This is a genomic window from Nonomuraea sp. B208 (assembly GCF_057536035.1).
The window spans coordinates 886,509-913,437 of record NZ_BAAJOU010000027.1 but is presented as its reverse complement, the minus strand read 5'-3'; the positions used below and the strand labels follow the sequence as shown (position 1 = coordinate 913,437).

Sequence of the window (26,929 nt, the reverse complement as noted above, 5' to 3'; positions counted from 1 at the left end):
GCTTCAAGTACGCTTGAAGTCAATGAGCGAGCAGTTGACGATCGGCGAGCTGGCGAGCCGCACCGGTGTCGCCACCTCCGCTCTGCGCTACTGGGAGCAGCTCGGCCTGCTGCCGGCGCCGGCCCGGGTCTCGGGGCAGCGGCGTTATCCGCCGTCGGCGGTCGAGCTGGTCGGTGTGGTGCTGTTGCTGCGCGATGTCGGCTTCACGTTGCGGGAGGTCAAGGCGTTCCTCGCCTCCCGTACGCCGGCCGGCGACGACTGGCGGGAGCTGTACCAGCGCAAGCTCGCCGAGCTGGATCAGCGGATCGCCCAGGCGCAGGTGGCCCGCACCGCCATCGCCCACGGCCTGGCCTGCCCGCACAAGGACATCTTCGCGTGCGCCAACTTCGCCGGCGGGGTCGCGGCGCTCCTCGCCGGATCCTCCCTCGAAGAGGCGCACGCACGAGTCCATTCGCACTGACCGCGCCGTGCGGTAGCCTCGCCCCCACATGATCGCGTGGACCCGGCGAAAGGCCGCCTCATGTTCCGTCTCCTGGCCATGCTGGCAGCCGTGACGCCGGCCGTCTTATCGGCGCTGTTCCCCGGCGAGAGCTGCGAATTCTTCGCCTACACGCCGCTCTCTGAGGCTTTGCCGGGGCCGAGTGCTGCGGCGACGGTCGTGTGGACGCTCGGCGAGTGGGGCGCGGAGCTCCTTCCGGTGGCGCTCGCGCTGCTCGCCCTGTGGCTGCCAGGCCGCTTCGCGGTGCTCGGCGCGTCCATGTCGGTCGCCGTGCTGGTGCTGGGCGCGCTGACCGTCGTCATCCCGTACACCACGCCCTGCGGGCCGCAGCGCGGCGAGTGGCTGTTGCTGCTCTGCTACGCGGCCGCCCTGACCGCCTGCCTCCTGGATCGCGGCGACCGGCGGCCGCGCCGTCCGGCGCGGCGGGCGACCGCCGCCGCCTGGACGGCGGTCCTGGTCATCGCCGTCGCCCGCGACGTCGCCGCCACCATGCCCGTCTCCTCGGCCGCGGACCTCGGCTGCCGCGCGGAACTGACGGACACCTGGGCGCTGGTCCAGGCGCACCTCTCCGTCGCCGAAGCCGCCGGCGTGTGGGTCGGCGTGGCCGCCGTCGGCGCCGTGCTCGCGTCCGGTCCGGCCGCGCTGTCCGCCGCCTTCGTGCTGCTCGTCCCCGCCCTGTACGAGCCGGTCGCCCAGCTCGCCTCGTCGGCACCGCGCGGCTGCTCCGGCCTGGAGCTGGTCAACTGGTCGTACGTGGCCGCCGCGGCGCTGGGAGGGGCGGGCGCTCTCGCGGCTCGGAGTCGTACGGCTCCCTGAACGTCCTCGGCTCAGGCTTCGCGTCCTTCGGGCCTGGGCTCGTCGTCCTCGGTCAGCGCCCGCAGCACCTTGGCCTGCTCGACGCCGATGCCCTCGGCCCGCATCCGGGCCGCCTCCTCGCCGGTGAAACCCGCCGCGCGCCAGTCCGCCACCTCGTCGATCGGCACTCCGGCGCGCCAGAACTCGGTCATGAGGGAGAGGGCGTCCTGCCCCGCGGCGAGCACGCGGCCGGCCTCGCGGGCGGACAGGCCGAGCGCCCTGAAGACCTGGGCCTGGCCCGCCTCGATGTCGCGTTCGGCCCATTCCGCCGCGGCGGCGCCCGTCCAGCCCGACTCGACGTAGGCGCGTGCCCTGCCCGCCGGGATGCCGGCCCGCAGGAGCTCCCGCATGCTGCGGGAGCGTTCCTCGTCGGCGAACGCGCCGCCCGGCTGCTCGCCCCGGTGCAGCAGCCGCCACAGCCGGCCGCGCGGGTGCGGGCGCTCCCCCGCGAGGTGCCGGTCGGCCGCCTCCTCGGGCGGATAGCCCAGTTCGCGCCACCGCACCGCGTCCCGTGGCGTCATGCCGGCCCGCAGCCACAGATCCACGGTGTACGGGGTGGCTCCGGCGGTGCGCCATGATCGCGCGTCGGCCGCGGTGTAGACGCCGGATGCGCGCCACCGCTCCGCGTTGCCGATCGAGAAGCCGTTGTCGATCCACCGCCGGGCCTCGGCGATGGTGAAACCGCGTCGCCGCCACTCGTGCAGCGGCTCCGGGCCCGGCTCGTCGGCGTAGGCCGTCGTCATGACTCTCCTCTCACGAGCACTCGCTGCGGTACGTGGGCCACGGACGCCCAGCCGGGCGCGTCCCCGCCGTCGCCGATCAGGCAGACCACCACCTGGGCGGGAGGGCGCTGCTCGGGCCACGGCGTCTCGCCGTCGGTCAGCACGACGACCAGGTCGGGCCGGGGCCGCAGGGCCATGGCCGCGGCGATGCCGGCCCGCAGGTCGGTGCCGCCGCCGCCGACGAGCTCGATGTCGCTCGCCCGGCGTACCAGCTGGACGGGGTGCGGGTGGACGTCGCAGCAGAACGCCCGCAGCCGCCGGCCGGGGCCGGCCACGCCGTCGATGATGCCGGTCACCTCGGCGAGCAACCGGTTCAGCACGTCGTTCGTGACACTGCCGGAAGTGTCGATCACCAGGACCGTGTCGGGGACCGCGCGCACCATCGACGGCGGCACGATGCCGGCGTACGCGCCGGCGCGGCGCGACGGGCGGCGGTAGCTGAAGTCGACCTGCCCCGCCACCGTGCTCAGCCCGCGCCGGATCACCGCGCCCAGGCGGGCCCGCCAGTTCACCGAGGGACGCAGGCGCTCCTCGGCCCAGCGGCGCCATCCTGACGGCAGCTCGCCGCGCGCGCTGACCCGGTCCTGGATGCCGGCCGCGATGGAGCGTTCGAGCAGGTCCCGGTCGAGCCGGGTGAGCCCTTCGCCGGGGCCGCCGTCCTCGTACGTGCGCTCCTGCCCGTCCACGGCGCTGCCGCAGTCGATCGCCTCGGCCAGCGCCCGCCCGCCGCGGCCCATCGCGGAGGCGAGCACGTCGAGCATCGGCACGTACTCCTCCGCGGTGCGGTGGGCGGGGAGGCCGAGCTCGGCAGGCGACAGCACGCCCGCCGGGCCGCGCAGCTCCTCGGCCTCCAGGTCGTCGTTGATCTCGGCGTCGGCGGCCTGGTTCCAGCGGTGGGCCTCCTCGTCGCGGGCCGCGCCGGCGGCGTGGCTCACCTCGTGGCCCGGCTCCGGCCGCACCGGCGAGCGGGTCGCGTGCCCGCGCACCAGATGGCCCACCTGGTGCAGCATCCACCAGCCGATCTCCTCGACCGGGGTGGCCAGCGCGGTGCCCGGTTCCACGTACAGGTTCCACCGGGTGTCGGCGGGGAAGGCGCGGAAGCCGGGGTCGGCGACGGGGACGCCGGTGTCCTCGTCCAGGGCCGGTTCCAGGATGACCGGGTTGAGGGCGAAGACGGCCGAGGCGAGGTACGGCGCCCGGTGCGCCGCCCACAGCCGCGCGGCGGCGATCCTGGCGCGCACCGCCTCTTCGTAGGCGGGAGCGCGGTCGGCGGTCATCGCAGGAGCCCCGCCGAGCGCAGCACCGGCGCGAGTTCGAGCATCGCCTTGGGCAGGGTCGCGCCCTCGGGACGGGTACGGGCCAGCGACCGGGCCGCGGTGGCCGCCACGTCCGGCGCCGTGCGCGCGACCCGGGCCACCACCGCCCACGCCCGTTCCCACGTGTCGGTGGTGCCGTCCGACCGTACGTACGCGACCACCGCGCCGAGCAGGGCGTGCAGCCGGTCGAGCCGTTCCGGCAGGCGTGCGTGCGGGTCGTTCAGCAGGGACTGCGGATCGGGCAGGTCGAGGTTGCGGCGCCAGGAGAGCAGCTCGAACCCGGCCGCCTCGCCGACCGCGCCGAGCACCAGCTCGGCCAGGACCGGCTCGCCGGCGCCCAGGCGCTCGCAGGCGGCGATCGCCCGTGCGGCCATCTCCCAGCTGCGCGGGCTGGGCCAGCCGCGGCCCGCCCGGTCCGGGCTGTCGGGCACCGCGAGTACGAGTTCCGGCCGCACCCGCAGGAACGCCCCGACCAGCGCGCGGGCGTCGGCGGGGCCGGCCGGGTCCTTCAGGTGGAACTCCGGCACGGGGAAGCCGCCGGCGAAGCCCTCGGCGACGTCCTCGGCCGAGACCGTCCAGTTCAGGTGGATGAGCCGGTTGGCCAGCGGCGCGGACAGGTCCCAGCCGTCGGCCGCATGGTCCGGCGGGTTGGCGGCGGCCACGATCCGTACCTCGTCCGGCAGCACCAGGTCGCCGACCGTGCGCTCCAGCACCACCCGCAGCATGGCGGCCTGCACGGCCGGCGGCGCGGTGGTCAGCTCGTCGAGGAACAGCAGGCCGCCGCCCCCGGCGGCGAGCCGCTCGGCCCATCGCGGCGGCGCGAACCAGGTGCCGCCGTCGCGCAGCACCGGCAGCCCGGAGAAGTCGCTGGGCTCGCGGATCGAGCCGACCACCACCTCGACCGGCAGGCCGACGGCCGCGCCGAGCGCGGTCACCACGGACGTCTTGCCGGTGCCCGGCGCGCCCCACAGGATCACCGGCAGGTTGGCCGTCACCGCGACCGCGAGAGCGTCTCGTGTCACTGATGCCGCCGTCATCATCGTCCTCCTCGCCGGCCGCCCGGACCGCTTCCGGGCAGCACGCATCGGAACGCCCGGCCTTGGTCGCCGACGTTCGGTGTGGTGTCCGTCTGCTAGTCCTGGGCGCGGAACAGGCCCCGGCCGCCGTGCTTCTTGTGCACGGCCTGCTTGCTGAGGCCCAGCGCGGCGGCGATCTCCGTCCAGCTCGCGCCCTGGGCACGGGCCCGGCGGACCGCCACCGCCTCCATGCGCGCGAGCTCACGGCGGAACTCGGCGATGGCCGCGAGCGAGTTGATCGGGTCGTCGGCGGTCACCGCGCGGGTGAGCGCCGCGATGGGGTCGTGCTCCATGGCGTCATCTTAGGTTGACGATCGGGCGCACGTCAACCAAAGATGACGCTCTCGCTACGGCCGGTCCCCGGCCTCGTCGACGACCTCGGCCGTCATCCGCGCGCTCCACACCAGTGGGGTGCCCGCCTTGACGGTGCGTGTCGCGCCGCCGGGGAGGTCGAAGGTGCGGTCGGCGACGCTCTCGCCGTACGTCCCCAGGAACCGGTAGTCCTGCGCACTCACGATGATCTCCAGGCGCTCCCAGGTTCCCGTGCGGGCGAACGCGACCCCGTGACGGCCCGCCGCGTCGATCGCGTCCTGCTTGACGGCAACCCCCTCGATCATGGGCAGCGCCCGGAACAACGCGGCCCGTACGTCGGCGGCCAGCGGCTGCTCGCCCAGCAACTGGGAGATCGTCCGGAAGATCCGCTCCTGCCGGGTCACGCCGGGGTCGTCGAACTCCGTCGCCGGGGTCGCATCGACGCTCGCCCCGATCCTGGCGATCATCTCCTCGGGGGTGACCGGCGCCCTGGCCAAATCCTCGGCCGTGACGCCGGGGCCGTACTCCTCCGTGACGAGCCTGCCCCGTCCGTCGTCCAACACCAGCTGCTTGCCGTCCAGGCTGTGCCACGTCTCCAGAGTCATGCGCCTGTCGCGGTCCACCTCGGGCTCCGGCTCCTGGCGGAGCGGAGCGATCGTCTGCTTCACGTACAGCCAGCGGCCCGGCGAGGGCGTGATCTGGTACGGGTCGGTCTCGGCGCTCCTGGCCGCCTTGTCGCCGAGTTCCCGTACGGCGGCGACCGGGGCGGTGGCAGGTTCTCCACTGCCGCGTACCGTGATGACGCCCGCGCCGACGGCCAGCGCGACCGACGCGGCCAGCGCCAGCCGCCAGGCCAGGCGCGGCCAGCGCCGCCGCGCCGGGGGCGTCGGCTGGGGCGACGGCGGCAGGGGGACCGGCTCACGGATGGCCTCCAGCAGCCGGGTGCGCGCCGCCGCCTTCGCCTCGCCGGTGATCGCCGGAGTGGCCTCGAGGAACCGTCCGAACTCGTCCATCATGCGTCCTCTCTCGTCTGAGTGCCGGTGCCGAGGGCGGCCCGCGCCTGCTTGCGGGCCCGGTGCAGGCGCGAGCGCACGGTCCCGATCGGGATGCCGAGCGCCTGCGCCACCTCGTCGTAGGCCATGTCTCCCAACGCCACCAGCAGCAGCACGTCACGGTCACCGCTCGCCAGGCCCGTCAGCGCCCCCGCCAGCCGACGGTCCTCGGCCTGCGCGGCCACGCGCCCGACCACCGCGTCGGCCATGGACTCGGGCGGCGGCTCCGCACCGGTACGCGCCAGCGCCCGCAGGAACCGCTCCTCGTCACGCCGCTGCCTGGCGATGAGGTTGGTCGCGATGCCGTACAGCCACGGCCTGGCCAGCGGTTGCGCGTGATCGTAGGAGGCGCGGCAGCGGAAGGCGGTCAGGAACGTCTCCGCCACGACGTCGTCGGCGACCTGCACGCCCAACCGCCGCGCGACATAGCGGTGGATCTGCTCGACGTACCGGTCGAACACACCGGTGAACTGCTCCGGATCGTCGATGGACCGGCGGATGAGCTCGGCGTCGTCCGCCTCGACCCGCTCCTCCGGTGGGGTTGTCCGTGTCATGCCTGCTGTTTCCCGATGAGACGAATCGAGTTCTCGACGCCACGAGCGCATCACCGGCGGAACGGCGCTGATCGAGTCGTTCCGGAGCGGTCAGTCGTTGGGCAGGGCGCGTACGGCGCCCTTGTCGGCGGACTGGGCCAGGGCCGCGTACGCGCGCAAGGCCGTCGAGACGGGCCGCCGGGGGCGGTGCGGCCGGTAGTCCGAGCTCTCGTGGCGGGCGGCGAGCTCCGGCTCGGGCACCTGGAGGTGCAGGGTGCGGGCCGGGATGTCGACGGTGATCAGGTCGCCGTCGGCGACCAGTGCCAGCGGTCCTCCGGCGGCCGCTTCGGGTGAGACGTGGCCGACGGACAGGCCGGAACTGCCGCCGGAGAAGCGGCCGTCGGTGACGACGGCCACGGAGTGGGCGAGGCCGCGGCCCTTGAGGTAGGCCGTCGGATAGAGCATCTCCTGCATGCCCGGACCGCCGCGCGGACCCTCGTAGCGGATGATCAGCACGCTGCCCGGACGCACCCGCCCGGACAGGATCGCTTCCACCGCCTCGTCCTGGGAGTCGGTGACCACGGCTGCGCCGGTGAACACGGTCATGCCGTCGGGGACGCCGGCGGACTTGACCACCGCCCCGTCCGGAGCCAGATTGCCCCGCAGCACGGCGAGCCCGCCGTCGGCCGAGTAGGCGTGGGCGGCGTCGCGGATGCAGCCCGCGGCCGCGTCCAGGTCCAGCGATTCCCAGCGGGCCGACTGGCCGAAGGCGGACGCGGAGCGGACGCCGCCCGGAGCGGCGAGGAAGAGGCCGGTCGCCTCCGGGGAGGGCGAGGGGGCGCGGACGTCCCAGGCGGACAGCCAGGCGGCGAGTGAGCCGGCGTGGACGGCCTGGACGTCCTCGCGCAGCAGCCCGGCGCGGTGCAGCTCGCCCAGCAGGGCGGGGACGCCGCCGGCCCGGTGGACGTCCTCCATCAGGTACGCGCTGCTGGGGGCCACCTTGCACAGGCACGGCACCTCGCGCGAGCGCGCCTCGATGTCGGACAGGCCGTAGTCCAGCTCGGCCTCGTGGGCGGCGGCGAGCAGGTGCAGCACGGTGTTGGTGGAGCCGCCCATGGCCAGGTCCAGGGCCATCGCGTTGTCGAACGCCGCCCGGGAGGCGATCGCCCGGGGGAGCACGGTGGCGTCGTCCTTGCCGTAGTACCGCTCGGTCAGCTCCACGACCGTCCGCCCGGCCCGCTCGTACAGGGCCCTGCGCGCGGTGTGGGTGGCCAGGGTGGTGCCGTTGCCGGGCAGGGTCAGGCCGAGAGCCTCCAGAAGGCAGTTCATGGAGTTGGCCGTGAACATCCCGGCGCACGAACCGCAGGTCGGGCAGGCCGCCTCCTCGATGGCGGCCAGGTCGGCGTCGGAGACGGCGGGGTTGACCGCCTCGGACATGGCGGTGACGAGGGTCAGGCCGGTACGGACCGTGCCGTCGGACAGCACCGTCCGTCCGCCTTCCATGGGGCCGCCCGAGACGAACACCGTGGGGATGTTCAGCCGCAGCGCGGCCAGCAGCATCCCCGGGGTGATCTTGTCACAGTTGGAGACGCAGACCAGGGCGTCCGCGCAGTGCGCCTGGACCATGTACTCGACGGAGTCGGCGATGAGCTCCCGCGAGGGCAGCGAGTACAGCATCCCCGCGTGGCCCATGGCGATGCCGTCGTCGATCGCGATGGTGTTGAACTCCCGCGCGATGCCGCCCGCCGCGCCGATGGCCTCGCCGATGATCCGGCCCACGGGCTGCAGGTGGGTGTGACCGGGGACGAACTCGGTGAAACTGTTGGCCACCGCGATCACCGGCTTGACGCCGATGTCCGCGCCGGGCACGCCGGAGGCGCGCATCAGGGCGCGCGCCCCGGCCATGTTCCGGCCATGGGTGACGGTGCGGGATCTCAACTGTGGCATGCCCCGATCTTCGCGGCGCGCGGGCGTGCCGCGAAGACGCCCTGAATGCTAGTAGTCCGGCTACCAGTACCTATCCTGCGTCCATGGGAACGGCAGCGGAGCGGCGCAAGGAGCTGGGCGACTTCCTGCGCGCCAGGCGAGCCCGGCTCAACCCGACGGCGGTCGGCCTGCCCCCGGCCGGCCCCCGCCGGCGCGGCGGCCTGCGCCGCGAGGAGGTCTCCACCCTCTCCCAGGTCAGCGCCACCTGGTACACGTGGCTGGAGCAGGGCCGCGACATCCAGCCCTCCCGGCACGTCCTGGACGCCCTCGCCCGTACGCTGCTCCTGACCCCCGCCGAGCATGCCTATGTGCTGTCCCTGGCCGGATACGCCCCCCTCACCGAGCCCGGGGAACCGGCGGCCCGCACCGCTCCCGGCCACGTGCAACGGCTGCTCGACGCGCTCGCCGGATGTCCCGCGTACGCCATCGCGCCCGACTGGACGATCACCGGCTGGAACGCCGCCTACGTCGACCTGTATCCGAACGTCGCCACGGTCGCTCCCGAGGAGCGCAACCTGCTGTGGCTGGTGTTCACCGATCCCTACGTCCGTGATCTGCTGCCGGACTGGGAGGTCACGAGCCGTCGCTTCGTCGCCGAGTTCCGGGCCGAGGCCGGGCCCCGGCTCGGCGACCTCGCCGCCTCCCCGGCCATCCAGCGCCTGCTGGCCACGAGCGCGGCCTTCCGTACGGCGTGGCAGGACCACCACATCGAGGGCTTCGCCTCCCGCGTGCGCGTCTTCGACCACCCGATCACGGGGACGCGAGAGTTCGAGCACCACCGCCTGGCCCCTGCCGACCACCCCGACCTGCACGTGGTCATCTACACCCCGAGCTGTTGACGCGCTCACCGGGCACGGAGTCGCGCGTGGAAGCGTTCGGTGTCGATGACGGCGCGGCGGTGGGTTCCCCGGCAGACGGTGGTCGCGTCGTCGTGGGCGTGGACGGTGAAGGTGAGCTGCCTGCCGTCGACGGCGCTGAGTTCGGCCTGCACGGTCAGGGTGCTGCCGGGAGGCGTGGGAGCCTCGTGGCTGAGGTCGACATGCACGCCCAGCGTTTGCTCGCCGTCTTCGAGGTGCCCGTCCAGGGCGCGCATGCAGGTCCATTCCACGATGCCGACCAGGTAGCCGGTGGCCAGGACCGACGGTAAGGCGGCGAAATAGTCGGATTCGGGCAGCAGGTACGGGACCGTACGTTCGGCGGGAACCACGTAGTCCAGCCGTGCGGCCAAGCCCGGCTGAAGTGAATCGCGCATGGTGACTCCTCGTGGCTGACGGGTGCGCAGTCGGCTGAAGTCAGGGAGCGGTGATGATGGGAGCGACGCGAGGGGCGGCCAGCCGTAGGTAGTCGTCGGTGGCCAGGGCGATCGAACGGTCCAGGCGCGCGGCGTTGAAGAACACTTCCGGAACCCGCAGCAGCGCCGGGTCGGCGATCACCTCCAGCTTGGGGTGGTAGCTGAAGGGCAGCACGGTGCCGCTGACGCTGCCGGCCAGTTCCTCGGCTCTGTCACGGTCGGCGAAGGCGACATAGGTGCCCTCCAGCAGGGCTTTCACCGCCTGCAGATCCAGGCGGGCATCACCGGGCACCACGGCCAGCACGTACCGGGTCCGCTTCTTGCCGATCTTGACCATGACGACCAGGCACTTGGCGGCCTGTGCGACGTCGTGTCCACGCAGAGCGCTGACCTCATCGGTGCGCCCCTCGGGCGGGTGGTCGATCAGACGGTAGCGCGCCCCGGCTGCATCCAGATCGGCGATCAACCGCTCGTACAGCCCCGCGTCCAGACTCTCGGGCGCGGCTACACCGCCGCCCAGCTCACCATTCACCGCTCAGCAACTCCTTCGCCGCGGAAATGCGGTCCTCGTCGCGTTGGTAGAACACCCACTGCTTGATCTTCTTGCCGCGCAACAGCCCGGCCTGCGCGAGCACCTTCAGATGCTCACCGCAGGTCGGCTGGCTCACTCCCAGCTTCTGGGCGATGAACAAGGAGCAGACCCCGTCGCGCACCAGGTCGCCGTCCCGCTGCGGCGGGAAATGGCGTTCAGGGTCACGCAGCCACTCCAAGATCAGCAACCGCTTGTCGTTGGCCAGCGCCTTCACTAGATCAACGTCCAGCACAAAGGCATTATGGCAATTAGCTAAGTACCTGTCTATGTCCAGAGTCAAGGGTGGATGTCGGCCTCGCGGAGCTTGCCGCCTTCGCCGTACGGACGCGACCAGGCGGCTGTAGTCAACCATTACCTTGACGCCGTCCCTGCAGGCAGTCACCGTCAAGGTCGTCGGCATGTTTCCTTCGTTGATCCGGCGAGGGATGGAGGGACAAGGCCGTGAACGCCACGCCAGAAAGAACCCATACCGCGAACACGATCCTCACGGATCGTCTCCTGCTTCAGATCCCAGCCGGGCAAATGTCCGCTGTGCTCGACATCATCCCGTCATCCGCCGGCGGAATCGTGCTCACAGGAGAGAAGGCCACCGCGCTTCACCCATCCTTACGAGAACGCCTCTGCGGGCCCCTGCTCATCGACCGGCGCTGCTACGCGGGTGGCAAGTCCCGCCGGAAGGCCGGGGCGGAGCCGATCAGTCGCGCCTGGCTCGATGCCCAGCGCGCGTTGGACGTCCCCAGCGTCTTGACCGACTCCGGATACGTGGGCAAGGAGGACAAGGCCGCACTACAGACTGTGCTCAGCCAAGCCAAGAGAGCGGGCGCCGACGTCACCGCCGTACTGCCCCTGCACAGTAGCTGGCTGCTGACACCCTGGGTAGACCATCTCGTCGGTGAGATCTGCTCGCACGAGACGCCGGTGGCTCTTGTGCTGGAGCACCGGAGCGACCCTCTCGGCTCCATCCGAGCAGTCTCGGGCCTCAGACACTTGCTGGAACGTGCCACCGTCCCGGTCAGCCTGCTGAGCACGGACGTCTCCGGACTGGGAGCAATCGCTCACGGCGCCCTCTGGGCTGCCATGGGCGCCACCTCTTCGTTGCGCCATCTCTATCCCGAAGGCGCCTCGCCTCCCCCAAACGATGGGACGCCCCGACGGCACACACTCGTCCTGCCGCTCCTGGCCCTGATGACCGTGGACAAGATTCTCGAAGGCGTGCAGGCCACTCTCGAAGATCCCGACCTGATGCGCGATGTCTGGACCTGCGACTGCCGCGTGTGCGGCAGCCGCACGATGGACTGGCTGGCCACCGCCTCATCCACCGAACTCGCCGCCCACACGTTCGAGCCGTTGCTGCACCTCCATGAGGGCATCACCACTCTGCTCCCGCACCAGCGGCCGGGCTCCTGGCTGGCCAAATGCAAGGACGCCATTCACCGGCACCACGAGTTGAACGCCCAGCGCCGGCTGTCGTGGGGGGTGCCCAAGTACCTGCAGGCGTGGGTGAAGTCCTACGCCACGCCGAGTGCGACGGGAAGAGCCTGACCGGCCTGACGAAGCACGGCGTCATAGATCACTTCCTCGACGAGTCGTCTCACCCACGTGCGCTCCTGGGCGGGAACGGGCTCAGGCGGATGGACCAGCCGATCAGGCTCTTCCAGAGCCACCACACCGAAGCCGTAGTAGACGGCATCCACCGCAACGGGCAGACTTCGTGCCACAACGGTGGGCACCAGGGCCACCCGTGCACCGAACGACACGAACCCGCCGAGGTTGTTCCTCGCGGCCGCCCAGGTCCTACGCGGCGCAATCGCGCCTTCGATGTGCACCGGCGCCGGGCGCGACAGGAAGTCCGGGTAGCGATGGGCGACGCAATGCAGCAGGAAGGCGTCAGCCGCGGGCGGCAGTCCCTCACGCAATCGAGTTTCGTGCTCGGCCTCGTTCAATTCACAGGCCACCCACCGCCGGCTGCTCAAAGCCCTGGCCTGGACCACGCGCCGGCCCTGCCAGCCCAGGGCCTCCAGGACCTGCGGCAGCACAGCCACCGCCTCGGCAAGCATCCGCGTCGTCATGGCGTACCACCCTGGCCGTGATCGGCCTGCGACACGCCGTACACCGAGCAGCCGGCACTCGCCCTCATGAGACCAGCTGATCGTCCGGGAGCACGGCCGGGTGGCCGATCACAGCGACAGCTTGCCGGTCACCTTGTCGAACGCGAGACCGGCTGCGACCGCATCGAGCGGGCGGCGTCCGCGGGGAACCGCATCAGCGTGGGGAGGCGTCGGACGTCGCGCGCCGGTTCGCGGCCTCCCGATATCGCCCTGGTGTGGTGCCGAACTCCCTCTGGAAGGCGTGGGAGAGCGCATACGGGCTGCCGTAGCCGACGCGGTCGGCGATGGCAGCCAGGGTCTCCTTGGTGTCGCGGAGCAGGGTGGCCGCCAGGATCACGCGCCACCAGGTGAGGTACGCCATCGGCGGGCGGCCGACCAGGGCGGTGAACCGGCGCGCCAGCGTGGGGCGGGAGACGCCCGCCTCCGCGGCCAGGCGGTCGATGCTCCACGGCGCGGCCGGATGCGAGTGCATCGCCCGCAGCGCGGCGGCCGTCACCGAGTCGCCCAGTGCGCTGGGCCAGGCTCCGCTGGTGGTCTCGGTCATCCAGGCACGGATCATGTAGACGAGGAGGAGATCGAGCAGGTTGGGGAGCGCCACGCAGGAACCGGGCCGCGCCTCGTCCAGCTCACCGGCCAGCAGGTCGATCGCGGCGCGGAGTTCGAGGTGGGTGCCCACGCGGCTGGGAAGGTGGACGACCTCGGGCAGTTCCGTCATCAGCGGGTGCATGCGGCTGCAGTCGAGCCGGTATCTGCCGCAGATCATCTCCGTCCCGTCGCGATCGGGCCGGGCTCGCGGCGAAGTCTCCCCGACCCACTGCTCGAACGGCACCGCCTTCCGCGCCGCGACCTCCGCATCGAGGCGAGCGTCGGCGATGACATGGCCCGTGCCGTGAGGCAGCAGCACCGCGTCGCCCACGCCCAGGGACACCGAGGCGCCACCGTCGGTCAGGAGCCGGCAGTTGCCCTTCAGGACGACGTGGAAGCCCGCGCCGTCGTACGCATCCAGCCGCGCGCACCAGCTCCCGCTCGCCCGCACCCGCTGGAACCACGGGTGCCCGAGGTGAACGGCGGAGATCGCGTCACTCACCACATCCACTCACCCAGGATATCTCCCGTATAGGCGGTGAGACGGACTCGTATCTGACTGAGCTGAATGCGCATTGAGACGATCGTCCGCACCTTCTTAGGGTCGTTCCCATGACGAACGACGACAAGAGTGCGCAGCGCATGACCCTGGGGGACGTCGAGATCATCCGGGTCGTCGAGTGGCACGCCCCATTCCTGCCCCCCTCCGCCTTCTTCGCGGAAGCTGGTGGCGAGGTGTGGAAGGACAACGAGGACTGGCTGGCGCCGGATCACTGGGAGCCGGACGGCGGCCTGCTGGTGACCGCCCTGCAGAGCTGGGTGCTGCGCAGCGGCGGGCGGACGGTCCTGGTCGACACCGGAGCGGGCGACGGGCGCGAACGACCGGGCATGGGGCCGTTCCACCAGGCTCGGAGCGAGTTCCTTGACCTCTTGCCGAGGGCCGGCGTTCACGCACAGGACGTCGATGTCGTGATCAACACCCACTTGCACGTCGATCACGTCGGCTGGAACACCCTCGACGAGGATGGGCAGTGGGTGCCGGCGTTCCCCAACGCCCAGTACCTCATTCCAGCCGCCGACGACTTCCACTACGGCCCGGACAACGCGTACGGCAACGGCGCGCAGGAGGTCGACCGCCTGATCTACGAGGACAGCGTCGCACCCATCCACCAGGCCGGACAGGCCGTGTTGTGGGACGGCCACCACCGCATCGACGAACACCTCACCCTGGAATCCGCCCCCGGCCACACTCCCGGCTCGTCGGTGCTGCGACTCGCCTCCGGCGGCGACCGGGCGGTCTTCGTCGGAGATCTTCTGCACAGCCCGGTGCAGATCCTCGACCCCTGCCTCAACAGCAACGCCTGCCTGGCCCCGCGACAAGCGGCGGCCAGCCGCCGTCGGATCCTCGGGCGGGCGGCCGACGAAAGGGAACTGCTCGTCCCCGCGCACTTCGGCGGCGCGGGCGCCGTGGAGGTCCGGCGGAAGGGCGCCGGGTTCGCCCTCGGCCCCTGGGCAGCGGCCGGCCCGGCGAATCCGGCACCCCGTACCCCCCGGTCCGGGGACCGTCCCTCATGACACGCACGCCCATGACCCGCACGCCCACGACAGGCACGCCGTCCGCCCCTCCCGCGCCCAGAGCGACGAGCGGCGCTCTCGTTCCGGTGCTCGCCTTCGTGGGCATCGTGGTCTCGGTGATGCAGACCCTGCTCATCCCGGTGCTCAAGGACCTGCCACATCTGCTGGGCGCCGAGCCGGACGACGCGAGCTGGGTCATCACCTCGACCCTGCTCGCCGGCTCCGTCGCCACGCCGATCATGGGCCGCCTCGGCGACCTTCACGGCAAGCGCCGCATGCTGGTCCTCAGCCTCGGGGCGATGGTCGGCGGCGCACTCGTCAGCGCCCTCACCAGCGACCTGTACGTGATGATCGCGGGCCGGACGCTCCAGGGTCTCGCGATGAGCGCGGTCCCCCTCGGCCTCGGCCTGATGCGCGACCTGCTCCCCCGCGAGAAGCTCGGCATGGCGATGGCCCTGGTGAGCTCATCCATGGGCATCGGCAGCAGTCTCGCCCTGCCGGCGGCGGCCCTGGTCGCGCAGCACCTCGACTGGCACGCCCTCTTCTACGGCTCCGCCGGCCTCGGCGTCCTCTGCATCGCCCTCACCCTCCTCGTCGTCCCCGAGTCGTCGGCCCGCGTGCCAGGCACTTTCGACGTCCTCGGGGCGATCGGGCTGTCCGCCGGTCTCGTCCTCTTCCTGCTGCCGGTCAGCAAGGGCGGCTCCTGGGGCTGGACCTCCGGCGCCACCCTCGGGCTGTTCGCCGCGGCGGTCGTCGTCCTCGTCCTGTGGGGGGTCATGGAGCTACGGCTCGAGACACCGCTGGTGAACCTCCGCACCACGGCCCGCCCCGCGGCGCTCTTCACCAACCTCGCCTCGATCATGGTCGGCGCCTCCTTCCTGGTGGTGTCGCTGGTTCTTCCCCAGCTCCTCCAGATGCCGACGAGCACCGGCCACGGGTTCGGCCAGTCCATGGTGGTCGCCGGCCTGTGCATGGTGCCGCTCGGCCTGACCATGCTGCTCACGGCCCCCCTCTACCGCTGCACTGTCCCCCAAGGCCGCCCTGATCCTCGGCATGATGGTCATCGCGCTCGGCTACGGCGCCGGCCTCGGGCTGCTGAGCGCCCCCTGGCAGAGCCTCGTCATCACGGCGATCCTGGGCATCGGCATCGGTCTCGCCTACTCCGCCCTCCCAGCCCTGATCGCCGACGCGGCCCCCGCCTCGGAAGCGGGCTCGGCCAACGCCCTCAACACGCTGATGCGCTCGATCGGCTCCTCGGTCGCCGGCGCCGTCATCGCCACGGTCCTCGCCGGCACCGCGCACCAGGTGAACGGCGTCACCGTCCCCACCCTGCACGGCTTCCGCGTTTCCTTCCTTGTCGCGACGGGCGCGATGGCGATCGGCCTGCTCGCGGCCGTCTTCCTGCCCCGGCCCCGCCCGCCCGGCAGGCCACGGCACGGGGCCGGCGGCGAGGAGCACGCCTAGATGTGTCGGCGGTCCGCTTCGTGTGGTGTGGCGTCAGGCGTCCCAGTGCTGGTTGGCGCCGCCCCAGCAGGCGTACTGCTGGAGGCGGGCGCTGTTCGCCGTCGACTGGCCGGACACGTCGAGGCACTTGCCCGAGTGCCGGGCGACGATCTCGACGTAGCTCGTGCCGGGCACGGCGCGGAGCTGCCACTGCTGGTTGGTGCCGCTGCCGCACGTGTACTGGATGACGGCCGCGTTGTCGGCGGTGGAGGCGTTGTTGACGTCGAGGCACTTGCCGGAGTGCTGCGCCACGAGGTTGTGGTAGCCGTTGCCGAGATCGCGCAGTTGCCACTGCTGGTTGGCGGCGCCGGTGCAGGTGTACTGGATGATCTCGGCGGCGTTCCCGGTCGAGGCCTGCAGGACGTCGACGCACTTGCCGGAGTTCTGGTTGACGATCTGGGTCGTCGTGGGGCCGCCGCCGCCGTCGACGGCGTCACCCCAGCCGTAGCGCAGGCGGGTCGCGCCGGACTGGTTGCGGATCGTGAGGTCGAGGTTGGTGCCGCTGCCGCTCTTGGCGTACATCGCGTACCAGTCGTAGCCGATGTCGCCGGGCTTGCCGCCGAGGGCCGGCCAGTAGGTGCCGCCCATGGCGTTGTCCCGCATCACCTGGGTGACGGCGCGGATGTGGCGGACGAAGTTGTCCGTGCTGTTCGCGTCGGCGTAGTTCAGGCCGTTGTTCATCGGGGCCCCGAACTCGGTCACGACCGCCCGGGAGGCGCAGTTGCCGAGGCGCGTCTGGACGTGGGACCGCCAGCCGTCGTACGTGTTCGCGGAGTAGAAGAACGCGTAGTGGTGGAACGAGAACAGCGTGCCGGCGAAACGCGCGTCGTTGCACAGGTCACGGAGGTCCTGGCTGTAGCCGGTGCCGCCGACGAGCACCCGGTTCGGCGGGGCCGAGTAGTGGTAGGTCAGCCAGTCGGCGGCGAGGTTGCGCCACTCGGCGGAGCTGTAGCCGTGGGGCTCGTTCATCGGCTCGAAGTACACGAGACCGTTCGACCCGTACTGGGCGGTCACGGTCGACCACATCGAGTTCCAGGCCGCCAGGTTGGTGATGCGGCCCCCGGAGGCAGCGCCGTCCTCCCAGTAGGCGAGGATGACCTTCCATCCGCGCGCCGTGGCGGCGTCCACGGCGCCACGGTAGGCGTTCCACCAGGCGGTGCCGACGGTGTGGGTGTTGATCGGCAGGCGGACGGTGTTCACGCCGAGTGTGGACTGCATGTCTTCGTACAGCGCGTTGGCCTTGGCCAGCACGGTGGCGTAGCTGTCGGAGCCGCTCAGCCCGTCGACGACGAGCGGGGCGGTGCTGAAGTTGTCGCCCAGCACCGCCCAGTTCATGCCGCGGAACTGACTGGTCGCGGCCGCCGCGGGCGTCGTCCATAAGCTCACCACGGTGATCGGCAGCAGCAGCAGGGCCGCAAGCCCGGCGAGCAGCCGCCTGCCTCGGGATGTGTCCATGAAGGAACCCCTCTCGTGCGTCGTCGTGGCGATCGGTCGCGCGGTCGGGCGGGCGCGACGAGACGTGGTGCCTGTCATGGTTCTCTCCGTGCGGGCGTCGCTCACCGCGTGATCGTTGACGCCCGCTCGGAGAGAAATCCGTCTGACACAGTCAAGTTAGCGCTAACACAGCACCGAGAAAAGGCCCAGTTCCGCAGGGGCGTGTCAGCTGTTCTGGACCTCCAGGACGAGGCGGGCGAGCTCCAGCCGGTCCACGTTGGGCCCGTAGGCGCCCGCGTTGCCGAGGACGAGCGCGCCGTCCTGGGTGGTGAGGGTGAGCGGCGTGGCCTGGGGCCAGAAGTTGTCCCAGGCGTAGTTGTGCCGGAACACGCCGCGGGTCGTCGCGCCGCCGGTCTCGGTGATGTCGAGGAAGCGGCTGATGACGTCGGTGTTGTACGGATGCCCGGTGTTGCGGTCGGCGTTGGCGTAGTGGGTGAGCAGGACGTACTCGCCGGCGCCGAACCCGGCCGGGCGGGCGAGGGTCAGCGTGTTGCCCGCGCCGTTGCCGAGGTCGCCCACGTACACGCCGCCGGAGGCGTTGGACGCGCTCGTGGCGGGGACGGTGACCGCCTTCGCCGTGCCCGCCAGCCGCGCCTGCTCGGCCTCGACCCGGTGGATCGCGGTGTCGGCCTGCGCGGTCCTGACCGTGGTGAGCTCGCGCAGCTCCAGCCCGGCCGGGCCGCTCACCTCGACCTTGGAGACGCCGGCCGGCAGGTAGACCCGGGCACGGGAGGCGCCCTCGCCGGGGCGGGTGGCCCGCAGGCCGCGCACCTCGCGGCCGTCGAGGCGGACCCCCAGGTCGCCGGCGGCGCTCGCCTTGTAGGAGAGGGTCAGGTCGTGGTAGCCGTCCTGGCCGGCGGCGACGAAGAAGGTGGCGCGGGCGCCGCCGCCGAGGGCGATCGCCGGGCCCTTCCCCTCGCGGGTGATGCGCGCCCCGCCCGACAGCCGCGCCTCGTCGGCCGGGTACGCGGCCCGCTCCGCCCCGGTGACCTCGGTGAGGTCGAACCTGTCGAGCGTGATGTCGCTGCCGGGCAGCCGCGTGGCCCCGTCGGCGCTGGTGCGCAGGGACAGCTGGTGGGTGCCGGCGGCCAGCGCCAGCTCCACGTCGGTACGCCCCCGGTAGGTCCAGCTCAGGTTGGCCGAGTACTGCACGATCCGGTCGAGCCTGCCGTCCACGAAGAGCGCGTGCCTGCCGGGGATCTTGTTGGCGCCCTGGAGGATGCCGAGCCGGTAGCGGCCGTCGCGGGGCACGGTGACCGAGAACGTCACGGCCGACCCGGTCTGGTTCATCGCGCCGACGTCGCGCCTGCCGGAGGTGGCGTAGAGCTGCGGGTCCGCCGTGGTGTCCTGGTCGAACGCCTGCGCGGCGGTGAGGGTGGCCGACTCGGCCTCCACCGACGTGCTCCACGGCGCGTCCGTGGCGGGCGCGGCCCCGGTGGAGGGCACGATCGTGACCCGGTAGGCGGCCATCACGTCCCCGCCGGGCAGGTCCACCTGGATGCGCCCGTCCCGTACGGCGGTCCGCCGCGCGGCGACGACCGGCGGCTTGAGCGCGTCGCCCTCGTACCCGCTCCACGTCGTCCTGGAGACCAGGACGTCGACCTGCGGGCCGAAGACGGCGGCCGCGAGGCCGGAGACGTCGAGGCGGACGGGCTGCGCGCCGCCGCCGACCAGGACGGTGCCGCGCCGGGCGGACTCGTCGATGGCGGCGACCGCCTGCACGGTGTCGGCCACATCGATCTGCGGCGGGGTGGTCCTGACCGTCTGCCCGGTCAGGTCGGCGTACCACTTGAGCAGCCACCAGCCGCCGTTGGCCTGGCGGGTGCGCACGGCGTGGTCGTCGAGGTTGCCGGCGTAGGTCCAGTAGGCCATGTCGGCGTCGACCTTGGTGTCCTCGAACAGGGAGATCCACTGGATGATCTGCCCGGGGACGGACATGTCGCGGCGGTTGCCGTACTCGTCGATGTTGATGGGCAGCGGGCCGATGCCGAGCTCGCGCTCCATCCGGCGGTAGTCCTCGTAGTGGCCGCGGTAGTCGGCGAGCCGGCTGCGCGACAGCTCGTGCCAGGCCATGATGTCGGGCAGGCAGTTGCCCTGCTGGTCGCCGGCGCACGAGGTGGCCTTGGCCCAGGTGAGGAAGTCGCGCAGGCGGCCGGGGTTGTAGTTGGCCTCGTTGGGGCCGACGATGCGGGCGGCGGGGTCGATGGAGCGGATGCGCTCGAACACCGCCTTCCAGTCGCTGAAGAACTTCTGTTTCGAGGTGGTCCAGTTCTGGTACCAGATGCCGTCGGGCTCGTTGAACGGCACCCAGACGAACTTGCCCTTGTCCTTCGGTCGCTCGCGCACGACCTTGCGGACCATCGTGTCCACCTTGGCGAGGTAGTCGTCGATGCCGCGGTTCTCGTAGGGCCACTGGCTGTAGACGTCCTGCATGTAGACGACGATCTCCTCGCCGCCCGCGTCGAAGAAGCCGTCGGCGACCTTGAGCGCGTCGCCGTTGGGGTGCTGGTCGCCGTCCGGGGCCTTCTGGGCGATCGTACGCGGCCGGGCGCCGGCGAGGAGGGAGTCGCCGGGCACGCCGGGGTCCGACAGGCCGTACAGCATGCCGGTCGCGCCACCGTGCACCGCGCCGGTGCGCTGGGCGAAGTCCACCGCCACCACGTCGGGGGCGGCGGCGTGGGCCGGGACGGCGGTCAGTGAGGCGAGACCCAACGCGGCGGCGGCCGTCGCCGCGCGTGCTCGGGGCTGGGGTCGGGGCATGACGTCCTCTCTCATGGGGGGATGGGGGGACGGACGGGCCGGCTACTTGACGGCGCCGCCGGTGATGCCGGAGATGATCTTCCGCTGGGCGACGGCGAAGACGACCAGCAGCGGCAGGCTCATGAGGATGATGTAGGCGAAGATCAGGTGCCAGTTGTTGAGGTAGAGGCCGGCGTTGGCGACCTGGAAGAGGTTCAGCGGCAGCGTGTCGAGCCGGCCGCCGATGACGAAGAAGGCGTAGAACACGTCGTTCCAGACGTACAGGCAGATGAGGATGGTCGCGGTGGCCAGCACCGGCCGCAGCAGCGGCAGGATCACGGAGAAGAACACCCGCACGGGACCGGCGCCGTCCATGCGCGCGGCCTCCTCCAGCGACAGCGGCACGGTACGGACGAACCCGGTGACGAAGAAGATCACCGTGGACATGTAGATGCCGACGTAGACGCCGATCATGCCGACCGGGCTGCCGGCCAGGCCGAGCTGGCGCAGCAGGAGCACGATGGTGACCACGGCGGGCGGCAGCACGATGCCGCTGATGGCCAGGGCGTACAGCACGGCGTTGAGCCGGCTGGCGCGGCGGGCCAGGATCCAGGAGGCCATCGAGCCGAACGCCAGCACCAGAGCGACCGACGGCGCGACCACGAGCACGCTGCCGAGGAACGCCTTCGGCACCTCGCCCTGCTGCCAGACCTGGGCCAGGTTGTCCCAGAGCTGCCAGCGCGAGGGCAGGGACAGGTCCGGCGACAGCGCCTCGCCCTGCGACTTGCCGGCGGTGACCACGACCAGCCACAGCGGCACGCCCATGACGAGCGCGACGAGCGCGACGACGGCGGCGGGCCGCAGCCGCGCGGCCCAGCCGCGGGCGGCCGGCGGGCGGGTGACGCGGCGGCGCGGCGCGCCGTAGACGGGGGCGGTCACAGGATGTCCTCCCTCTTGCGCAGGACGCGGATGACCGGGAAGGCCAGCAGCGCGACCATGAGGAACAGCACCAGGCTCATGGTGGTGGCCTGGGCGAACAGGCCCTGGCCGAAGGTGCGGTAGATGAAGATGTTGAGGATCTCGGTGCTGCGGGCCGGGCCGCCGCCGGTGAGCGCCTGCACGATGTCGAAGCCGTTCATGGAGCCGAGCAGGGCGGTGGCCACGTTGAAGGTGATCGCGGGGGCCAGCAGCGGGAAGCGCACCGCCCAGAACGCCTGCCACCCGGTGGCGCCGTCGATGCGGGCGGCCTCGGTGACGTCCTCGGGCACGGTCTTGAGCCCGGCCAGGTAGATGAGCATGGACAGGCCCATCCACTTCCAGGCGTGGATGGCCGCGGCCAGCACGAGCGTCCAGGTGGTGCTGCCCAGCCAGGCGATCTCCACCTGCTGCCTGGTCACGGCCGACAGCAGGTCGTTGAGGCTGCCGTCGGGCTTGAGCAGGGCCTGGAAGAGGTAGCCGACGGCCAGAGCGACATTCAGCACCGGGACGACGAAGACGATGCGGGCGGCCCGGTTGAGCCCAGGTGTCCTTCTCCAGCAGCACGGCCAGGCCGAAGCCGAACAGGTTCTGAAGCAGCGCGACCAGGGCGGCGTAGATCACGGTGATGCGCAGGGCGCTGAACAGGGTGCCGTCCGACAGCAGATCGGTGAAGTTGTCGAAGCCGACCGGGCGGATGTCGCTCTTGAAGCTGGACCAGTCGGTGAAGGCGTAGATGAAGTTGAACAGGGTCGGCAGGAAGAAGAACACGAACAGGATCACGAACGCCGGGACGAGGAACCACATCGGGTGCGTGCGGTTGCGCGCGACCCCGGCCGGCCGGGCGGCCGGGACGCGGCGTGCTGGGCGGGTGAGCGTCTGCTGGCCGGTCGGCACCATCGGCTCCTTGGGGGTGTGGGGAAGAGGCGGGAGGCCGGGGGCCGCCTCCCGCCGGTGCGGTCAGAAGCCGGTGGCGCCGGCGGCCTTGGCGAGCTGGGCGAACTGCTTCTGGGTTGCGGCGGCCACCTGCTCGGGCGTCAGGCTGCCGGTGATCATGTCGGCCAGGTTGAGATACAGGTCCGGGTTGGCGACGGCCAGTGACTGCATGGAGCCGACCGACTGGCCGAGCGAGGCGTGCACGTCCCGCAGCGCCTGCGGCACGCCGTCGGGCGTGGGCACGTCCGGGCGCAGCGACACGGTCTTGCGGTCGGCGACGAAGGCGGCGTAGCCGGGCCCCATCCAGTACGCCAGCAGCTGCCGGGCCGCGGCCTCCCGCTTGTCGTCGCCGGTGCGGAAGGCGACCAGCGCGTTGGACTGGTCGGGGATGGAGGTGCCGACGTTGCCGCTGGGCGAGATCGGGAAGAAGCCGATCTTCTCGTCCAGCTCGGCGGTGTCGGCCTTGGCCTGGAGCTGGCCGAAGAACGAGTTGACCTGGATCGCCATGGCGGCCTTGCCGGACAGCAGCGCCTCGCCCTGGTCCTCGAACTTGGCGGTCTTGATGTCGGAGTTGAACAGGCCCTCGTCGATGAGCGCCTTGTACTTCTTGATGGCGTCGAGGACCGTCTTGTCCTCGAAGGTCTCCTTGCCGGTGTTGACCCGGTCCCACAGGCCGTCCTTGGCGGCATCGGCGAGCTGGACCTGCACCCACCACTGGGTGGCCCACTTGTCGCCGGCCATCTCGAAGAACGGGGTGACGCCCTTGCCCTTGAGCGTCCGGGCGACCTCCAGCATCTCGTCGAAGTTCTTGGGCGTCTCCTTGATGCCGTGGGCGGCGAAGACCTGCTTGTTGTAGTAGACGCCCTCGACGGCGGGGCTGGTGACGAGCGCGGCGTAGCGGGTCTTGTCCAGCAGGCCGGTGATGTCGCGCAGCTCCGGCGACAGCGACTCGACCCAGGGCGCGCCGTCGAGGGGCTGCAGGTTGGCGCGGGCGTTGAGCGCGGTGAGCATGGACGCCGTCGGCTGCCAGAAGGCCAGGTCGGGCTTGTCGCCGGTGGCGACCTTGGTCTGCACGCCCTGCTCGTACGGGTCGGGGATGGTGACGACCTCGACCTTGGCGCCGGTGGCCTGGGTGAAGGCGTCGGTGACGGCTTTGGGCACGGTGTTGCTGTTCTGGGCGGCCCAGATGGTCAACGTGACCCCGTCCAGCCGGGAGGTGGGCGACGGCCAGGCGGCCGGGGAGCTGCCTGCGGCCGGCGCGGCGGGGCCGGCGGAGGGATCGCTGCAGGCCGCGACGGCCAGGGCGAGGGCCGCGACAGCGGCGACACGCGGTACGAGCTTCACGGTTTGCTTCCTTTATCCATGTTCGCCCGCCTTTGGCGTCGAACATCCCTTTAGGGAGATTAGTAGGGACGAAGGTGCAGAATTCGGGCGGTAGGCGCGGGAACCGTCGCCGTGACGGTCAGCTCCGCGGTCCGCGGGTTCCAGGCGGCGGACCAGCCCTCCTGAGGAGCCGGGTAGGCGGCCTGCGCGCGCAGGTCGCGCCCGGCCAGGTGGGGCAGGCGCAGCACCGTGGTCTCCCCGGCGCCCGGCCTGCGCCAGATCCCGAGGTGGGTGCCGTGTTCCGTGCGCAGGCCGAGGGCGAGCCACGGGTCGTCCCAGCCGGGCAGGCCGAGCGGCCAGCACGGCGTGGCGCGCAGCAGGTCCGGACGCAGGCTCTGGTGGAGCCGTACGCCGTCCCGGACCAGGGCGAGCTGCTCCGGCGTCATCCGGTGCAGGTTGCCCGACAGGTAGAGCCGGCCCATGATGCCGGTGCACATCGTGAAGGCGATCTCCTCGTCCGTCATCCCGGGCTGGGGGTAGGCCCAGTTGGCGGCCTGCTCGGGCAGCATCGACAGCGGGGCCGCGACCGCGATCGGCGGGTAGCGGAGGAAGTCCTGCTGGTCGCTGGTGGACTGGAGCTGCAGGCGCGAGAGCATCGCGTAGTCCATGCGCATCGCGCCCGAGCCGCAGTTCTCCAGCACCAGGTGCGGATGGCGGTCCAGCACACCCTCCAGCCAGGCCAGGTGCGCCCGGTTGTGGGCGAGCAGCCCCGCGCCGACGCTCGTGGCGCCGACGTCGGTGCCCGCGCCGGGGTTGACGTTGTAGTCGAGCTTGAAGTAGCCGACTCCCAGCTCCTCGACCAGCCGGTCCACCACCTGGTCCAGGTGCGCGACGGCCGCCGGGTGGCGCAGGTCCAGGTGGTGGCGGCCGTGCTCGGCCAGGCGCACGCCGCCGCGCTGGAGGAACGCCTCGGGGGGCAGCTTGCCGGCCATCGGGCTGCGTACGCCGATCACCTCCGGCTCCAGCCACAGCCCGGCCGTCATGCCGTGCCCGGCGATCCTGGCCAGCACCTCCTCCAGGCCGCGCGGGAAGCGGGACCGGGACGGCAGCCACTCCCCCACGCTGTCCCACCAGTCGCCGCCGTCGTCGTACCAGCCGGCGTCCACGCAGAAGACCTCCGCGCCGGCCGCGGCGGCGGCGTCGATGAGCGGCAGCAGTTTGTCCGTCGTCGGGTCGCCCATCAGCGTGTTCATGTAGTCGTTGAACACGACCGGCAGCGCCGGCCGGTCCGGATGGGGGCGCAGCAGCGCGCGACGGTGCGCGGTCAGCGCCGCCGCCGCGCCCTCCACGCCGGCGTCGGAGACGGCGACCGAGACGGGCACGGTGACGAACGACTCGCCGGGCGCCAGCAGCTCGCTCCACTGGTGGTCGGGATCGGTGGGGCCGGACAGCGCGACGTACGCGCCGTCCATCCGGTCGCCGGCCTCCCACCGCCACGCGCCGTTGTGCTCGATCTGCCACAGCCAGGTCCGGCCGGTACGCCGCTCGCTCAGCCCGCCCATCGGCACGTGCCTCCCGCTCGACCAGGTGCCGGTGCTGGTCAGCGCGAAGACGCTCTTGCCGTGCTGGCCGTGCCCGGTCAGGCCGAGGTCGGGTACGTGGTCGGCGAGCGGCCTGCTGGTCCAGCGGTTCTCGCCCAGCCAGTCGCTGTCGCCGTACAGGACGTCCAGGTCGGCGGCCGGCAGGCCGAGGAAGCCCGCGGCGAAGGAGGTCACGGCCAGCAGGAGCACCGGCTCCTCGCCCCGGTTCGTCACCCGCACCGACGCCTGCACGGCCGGCACGCCGTCGGGCGAGCGCAGGGTCAGCTCGGCGGCCAGCCCGGACACCTCGTCCCGCATCCGCACCCGCAGCTCGTGCCAGCCGTCCGCGCTGGACTGCTCGGACCCGGCGTAGCGCAGCCGGGAGCCCACCGCCGTCTCCGAGAGCCGCTGCGAGGCGCGCGCCCGGCCCTCGCCGGGCACCAGCACCTCCACCACCGGCTGGGAGACCCGCGCCCGCACGCTGACCGGCCCGGCGGTCAGCTCGCGCAGCGCCACCGGGCGATCCGGGTGGACCTCCAGGACGGCGGCGAGGCCGGAGTGGCCCCAGCGCAGGATCTCAACGACGTCAGCAGGCATCAAGGGACTCTCTTTCGTGCTTCACGTGCTCTCGTGGTCGCACCGGCACCGGTGGTGGCGCCGTTGGTGTGACCGGTCACAAGGGCAGTGTGAGCGGTCACACCGACACGAGGGAAGACCTGTTTGCGGGATCGTTACGCGCAGGTTTCCAGAAGCGCTGCTACGAGCGCCGGGGGCTGCCGGTCGACTCGCGCACCACCAGGCTGGGCGCGACCAGGGCGGGCTCCGGCTGCTCCTGGCCGGTCAGCTCGGCCACGGCCGCGTGGAAGCAGGCCCGCCCCAGCCCCGCGAAGTCCATCCGGACCGTGGTCAGCGCGGGCGTCCAGTACGCCGAGCCCGGGATGTCGTCGAAGCCGACGATGCTCACGTCGCCGGGCACCGCCTTGCCCGCGTCGTACAACGCCCGGCGCACCCCCTGGGCGATGTCGTCGTTGCCGCACAGGATGGCGGTCACGTCCGGCTCGGCGGCCAGCCGCCGCCCGGCGGCGTAGGCCGAGGCGATGTCCCAGCCGCAGTCGAGCACGGCGGGGATCGGCGCACCCGACTCGCCCAGCGCGTCGCGCCAGCCGGCCAGCCGGCCGCCCGCCCGGCCCTCGGACGGGATCGCCACGTGGTGCACGGTCCGGTGGCCGAGCGCCAGCAGGTGCCGGGTCGCGTCGGCGGCGGCGCGGCGCTCGTCCAGCGCGATCGACACCCGGCCCCGGTCGGGGGCGGCCGGCTCGGCGGCGGCCACGGCGGGGACGTGCCGGGGCAGCGCCTCCAGCACCGCCACGCCCATCGGGTCGAACGCGATCACCACCACGCCGCCCGCGCTGGCGTCGCTGACGTCGTCGACGGTCTGTTTCACCTCGGCGGGCTCGGCCGACTCCACCACCCGGATCCCGACGGCCAGGCCGGCCGCGCGCGCGGCCTCCTCGATGCCCTGCAAGGTGGCGGCGTAGCCGTACAGGACCGTGTTGGACGTCACCACGGTGATGGAGCGGGCCCGTCCGAGGCTGAGCGCGCGGGCGGCGCGGCTCGGCCGGAAGCCGAGCCGGTCGATGGCCGCCAGCACCGCGGCGCGGGTCTCGGCGCGCACCTTGGGCGAGTCGTTGAGCACCCGCGAGACCGTCTGGTACGACACCCCGGCCGCGGCCGCGACGTCCCGGATGCTGGGCACGGCGACGGCGCTCCTGGACGCGCGGCGGGGTGTCGAGGTCACGCTCACATGGTAGGCCCGG

The 26,929-nt window shown here is 72.0% G+C and carries 25 protein-coding genes and 1 pseudogene; 7 read left to right on the top strand and 19 right to left on the bottom strand.

Going from position 1 to position 26,929, the window contains the following annotated elements; genetic code table 11:
• Positions 1–22: 22 nt before the first annotated feature.
• Complete coding sequence (locus AC27IY_RS36000; RefSeq protein ID WP_344207766.1) at positions 23–460, top strand: MerR family transcriptional regulator; 438 nt, start codon at positions 23–25, stop codon at positions 458–460.
• A 60-nt stretch (positions 461–520) separates the two neighbouring features.
• The gene (locus AC27IY_RS35995; protein WP_487180745.1) at positions 521–1,315 is read left to right on the top strand and encodes a hypothetical protein; all 795 of its coding nucleotides are present in this window, start codon (positions 521–523) and stop codon (positions 1,313–1,315) included.
• Between the two features lie 11 nt (positions 1,316–1,326).
• Here the strand turns inward: AC27IY_RS35995 and AC27IY_RS35990 are convergent, their stop codons facing one another.
• The 7 genes from AC27IY_RS35990 to ilvD form a co-directional block, all read right to left on the bottom strand.
• Positions 1,327–2,097: a hypothetical protein gene (locus AC27IY_RS35990; RefSeq protein ID WP_487180744.1), complete on the bottom strand. Its 771-nt coding sequence runs from the start codon at positions 2,095–2,097 to the stop codon at positions 1,327–1,329.
• On the bottom strand, positions 2,094–3,413 hold the full coding sequence (locus AC27IY_RS35985) for a vWA domain-containing protein (RefSeq protein ID WP_487180742.1): 1,320 nt from the start codon (positions 3,411–3,413) through the stop codon (positions 2,094–2,096). Before AC27IY_RS35985 ends, AC27IY_RS35990 begins: the two co-directional genes overlap by 4 nt.
• A complete protein-coding gene (locus tag AC27IY_RS35980; protein ID WP_487180741.1) occupies positions 3,410–4,474 on the bottom strand; it encodes an AAA family ATPase in 1,065 nt (354 codons plus the stop codon). The genes AC27IY_RS35985 and AC27IY_RS35980 overlap by 4 nt, the downstream gene beginning before the upstream one ends.
• Before the next feature lie 110 nt (positions 4,475–4,584).
• A complete protein-coding gene (locus AC27IY_RS35975; RefSeq protein ID WP_423449866.1) occupies positions 4,585–4,821 on the bottom strand; it encodes a hypothetical protein in 237 nt (78 codons plus the stop codon).
• 54 nt (positions 4,822–4,875) lie between these two features.
• Complete coding sequence (locus AC27IY_RS35970; protein WP_487180740.1) at positions 4,876–5,856, bottom strand: CU044_5270 family protein; 981 nt, start codon at positions 5,854–5,856, stop codon at positions 4,876–4,878.
• The gene (locus AC27IY_RS35965) at positions 5,853–6,446 is read right to left on the bottom strand and encodes an RNA polymerase sigma factor (RefSeq protein WP_364448312.1); all 594 of its coding nucleotides are present in this window, start codon (positions 6,444–6,446) and stop codon (positions 5,853–5,855) included. Before AC27IY_RS35965 ends, AC27IY_RS35970 begins: the two co-directional genes overlap by 4 nt.
• 90 nt (positions 6,447–6,536) lie before the next feature.
• Positions 6,537–8,372, bottom strand: a complete 1,836-nt coding sequence (gene ilvD, locus AC27IY_RS35960; protein WP_487180739.1) for a dihydroxy-acid dehydratase — start codon at positions 8,370–8,372, stop codon at positions 6,537–6,539.
• Positions 8,373–8,455: 83 nt separating this feature from the next.
• Between ilvD and AC27IY_RS35955 the strand changes: the two genes are divergently transcribed.
• A complete protein-coding gene (locus AC27IY_RS35955; RefSeq protein WP_487180738.1) occupies positions 8,456–9,250 on the top strand; it encodes a helix-turn-helix transcriptional regulator in 795 nt (264 codons plus the stop codon).
• A 5-nt stretch (positions 9,251–9,255) separates the two neighbouring features.
• Here the strand turns inward: AC27IY_RS35955 and AC27IY_RS35950 are convergent, their stop codons facing one another.
• Genes AC27IY_RS35950 through AC27IY_RS35940 form a run of 3 tightly spaced genes read right to left on the bottom strand, consistent with a single transcriptional unit; the run spans position 9,256 to position 10,526 of the window.
• Complete coding sequence (locus AC27IY_RS35950; protein WP_435408210.1) at positions 9,256–9,663, bottom strand: thioesterase family protein; 408 nt, start codon at positions 9,661–9,663, stop codon at positions 9,256–9,258.
• A 40-nt stretch (positions 9,664–9,703) separates the two neighbouring features.
• A complete protein-coding gene (locus AC27IY_RS35945; protein WP_487180737.1) occupies positions 9,704–10,234 on the bottom strand; it encodes a YbaK/prolyl-tRNA synthetase associated domain-containing protein in 531 nt (176 codons plus the stop codon).
• Positions 10,224–10,526 (bottom strand): ArsR/SmtB family transcription factor, encoded by a 303-nt coding sequence (locus tag AC27IY_RS35940; RefSeq protein ID WP_364448302.1) that lies wholly within the window; start codon positions 10,524–10,526, stop codon positions 10,224–10,226. The genes AC27IY_RS35945 and AC27IY_RS35940 overlap by 11 nt, the downstream gene beginning before the upstream one ends.
• A gap of 209 nt (positions 10,527–10,735) precedes the next feature.
• Between AC27IY_RS35940 and AC27IY_RS35935 the strand changes: the two genes are divergently transcribed.
• Positions 10,736–11,836, top strand: coding sequence for a hypothetical protein (locus tag AC27IY_RS35935; protein ID WP_487180736.1), 1,101 nt, complete (start codon positions 10,736–10,738; stop codon positions 11,834–11,836).
• On the opposite strand, the gene AC27IY_RS35930 is transcribed toward AC27IY_RS35935, so the two are convergent.
• Both AC27IY_RS35930 and AC27IY_RS35925 read right to left on the bottom strand, forming a co-directional pair.
• Complete coding sequence (locus AC27IY_RS35930) at positions 11,803–12,363, bottom strand: hypothetical protein (protein WP_344207750.1); 561 nt, start codon at positions 12,361–12,363, stop codon at positions 11,803–11,805. The genes AC27IY_RS35935 and AC27IY_RS35930 overlap by 34 nt on opposite strands.
• 193 nt (positions 12,364–12,556) lie before the next feature.
• Positions 12,557–13,498, bottom strand: coding sequence for an AraC family transcriptional regulator (locus AC27IY_RS35925; protein WP_487180735.1), 942 nt, complete (start codon positions 13,496–13,498; stop codon positions 12,557–12,559).
• 101 nt (positions 13,499–13,599) lie between these two features.
• Between AC27IY_RS35925 and AC27IY_RS35920 the strand changes: the two genes are divergently transcribed.
• From AC27IY_RS35920 to AC27IY_RS35910, 3 genes and pseudogenes are all read left to right on the top strand, one after another.
• Complete coding sequence (locus AC27IY_RS35920) at positions 13,600–14,562, top strand: MBL fold metallo-hydrolase (RefSeq protein ID WP_487180734.1); 963 nt, start codon at positions 13,600–13,602, stop codon at positions 14,560–14,562.
• Positions 14,559–15,488: pseudogene (locus AC27IY_RS35915) on the top strand (MFS transporter); the annotation flags it as partial. The gene AC27IY_RS35920 and the pseudogene AC27IY_RS35915, both read left to right, overlap by 4 nt.
• A gap of 127 nt (positions 15,489–15,615) precedes the next feature.
• Positions 15,616–16,026, top strand: coding sequence for an MFS transporter (locus tag AC27IY_RS35910; protein ID WP_487180733.1), 411 nt, complete (start codon positions 15,616–15,618; stop codon positions 16,024–16,026).
• 33 nt (positions 16,027–16,059) lie between these two features.
• On the opposite strand, the gene AC27IY_RS35905 is transcribed toward AC27IY_RS35910, so the two are convergent.
• From AC27IY_RS35905 to AC27IY_RS35875, 7 genes are all read right to left on the bottom strand, one after another.
• Complete coding sequence (locus tag AC27IY_RS35905; RefSeq protein WP_487180732.1) at positions 16,060–17,520, bottom strand: RICIN domain-containing protein; 1,461 nt, start codon at positions 17,518–17,520, stop codon at positions 16,060–16,062.
• Between the two features lie 204 nt (positions 17,521–17,724).
• Positions 17,725–20,319, bottom strand: coding sequence for a CBM35 domain-containing protein (locus tag AC27IY_RS35900; RefSeq protein WP_487180731.1), 2,595 nt, complete (start codon positions 20,317–20,319; stop codon positions 17,725–17,727).
• A 42-nt stretch (positions 20,320–20,361) separates the two neighbouring features.
• Complete coding sequence (locus tag AC27IY_RS35895) at positions 20,362–21,237, bottom strand: carbohydrate ABC transporter permease (RefSeq protein WP_364448283.1); 876 nt, start codon at positions 21,235–21,237, stop codon at positions 20,362–20,364.
• The gene (locus AC27IY_RS35890) at positions 21,234–21,797 is read right to left on the bottom strand and encodes a carbohydrate ABC transporter permease (protein ID WP_487180801.1); all 564 of its coding nucleotides are present in this window, start codon (positions 21,795–21,797) and stop codon (positions 21,234–21,236) included. The genes AC27IY_RS35895 and AC27IY_RS35890 overlap by 4 nt, the downstream gene beginning before the upstream one ends.
• Positions 21,798–22,233: 436 nt before the next feature.
• Positions 22,234–23,553, bottom strand: a complete 1,320-nt coding sequence (locus AC27IY_RS35885) for an ABC transporter substrate-binding protein (RefSeq protein ID WP_487180730.1) — start codon at positions 23,551–23,553, stop codon at positions 22,234–22,236.
• A 59-nt stretch (positions 23,554–23,612) separates the two neighbouring features.
• Positions 23,613–25,709 carry an alpha-galactosidase gene (locus tag AC27IY_RS35880; protein ID WP_487180729.1) on the bottom strand — a complete coding sequence of 699 codons (2,097 nt, stop codon included), beginning with the start codon at positions 25,707–25,709 and terminating at the stop codon, positions 23,613–23,615.
• Positions 25,710–25,869: 160 nt separating this feature from the next.
• Positions 25,870–26,910: a LacI family DNA-binding transcriptional regulator gene (locus AC27IY_RS35875; protein WP_423449812.1), complete on the bottom strand. Its 1,041-nt coding sequence runs from the start codon at positions 26,908–26,910 to the stop codon at positions 25,870–25,872.
• Between the last annotated feature and the right edge of the window lie 19 nt (positions 26,911–26,929).

Bases quoted from the DNA above. Each gene is read 5' to 3' on its own strand.
- AC27IY_RS36000 (WP_344207766.1), top strand. From the start codon at position 23: ATGAGCGAGCAGTTGACGATCGGCGAGCTGGCGAGCCGCACCGGTGTC.
- AC27IY_RS35995 (WP_487180745.1), top strand. From the start codon at position 521: ATGTTCCGTCTCCTGGCCATGCTGGCAGCCGTGACGCCGGCCGTCTTA.
- AC27IY_RS35990 (WP_487180744.1), bottom strand. From the start codon at position 2,097: ATGACGACGGCCTACGCCGACGAGCCGGGCCCGGAGCCGCTGCACGAG.
- AC27IY_RS35985 (WP_487180742.1), bottom strand. From the start codon at position 3,413: ATGACCGCCGACCGCGCTCCCGCCTACGAAGAGGCGGTGCGCGCCAGG.
- AC27IY_RS35975 (WP_423449866.1), bottom strand. From the start codon at position 4,821: ATGGAGCACGACCCCATCGCGGCGCTCACCCGCGCGGTGACCGCCGAC.
- AC27IY_RS35970 (WP_487180740.1), bottom strand. From the start codon at position 5,856: ATGATGGACGAGTTCGGACGGTTCCTCGAGGCCACTCCGGCGATCACC.
- AC27IY_RS35965 (WP_364448312.1), bottom strand. From the start codon at position 6,446: ATGACACGGACAACCCCACCGGAGGAGCGGGTCGAGGCGGACGACGCC.
- ilvD (WP_487180739.1), bottom strand. From the start codon at position 8,372: ATGCCACAGTTGAGATCCCGCACCGTCACCCATGGCCGGAACATGGCC.
- AC27IY_RS35955 (WP_487180738.1), top strand. From the start codon at position 8,456: ATGGGAACGGCAGCGGAGCGGCGCAAGGAGCTGGGCGACTTCCTGCGC.
- AC27IY_RS35950 (WP_435408210.1), bottom strand. From the start codon at position 9,663: ATGCGCGATTCACTTCAGCCGGGCTTGGCCGCACGGCTGGACTACGTG.
- AC27IY_RS35930 (WP_344207750.1), bottom strand. From the start codon at position 12,363: ATGACGACGCGGATGCTTGCCGAGGCGGTGGCTGTGCTGCCGCAGGTC.
- AC27IY_RS35920 (WP_487180734.1), top strand. From the start codon at position 13,600: ATGACGAACGACGACAAGAGTGCGCAGCGCATGACCCTGGGGGACGTC.
- AC27IY_RS35910 (WP_487180733.1), top strand. From the start codon at position 15,616: ATGATGGTCATCGCGCTCGGCTACGGCGCCGGCCTCGGGCTGCTGAGC.
- AC27IY_RS35905 (WP_487180732.1), bottom strand. From the start codon at position 17,520: ATGGACACATCCCGAGGCAGGCGGCTGCTCGCCGGGCTTGCGGCCCTG.
- AC27IY_RS35900 (WP_487180731.1), bottom strand. From the start codon at position 20,319: ATGCCCCGACCCCAGCCCCGAGCACGCGCGGCGACGGCCGCCGCCGCG.
- AC27IY_RS35880 (WP_487180729.1), bottom strand. From the start codon at position 25,709: ATGCCTGCTGACGTCGTTGAGATCCTGCGCTGGGGCCACTCCGGCCTC.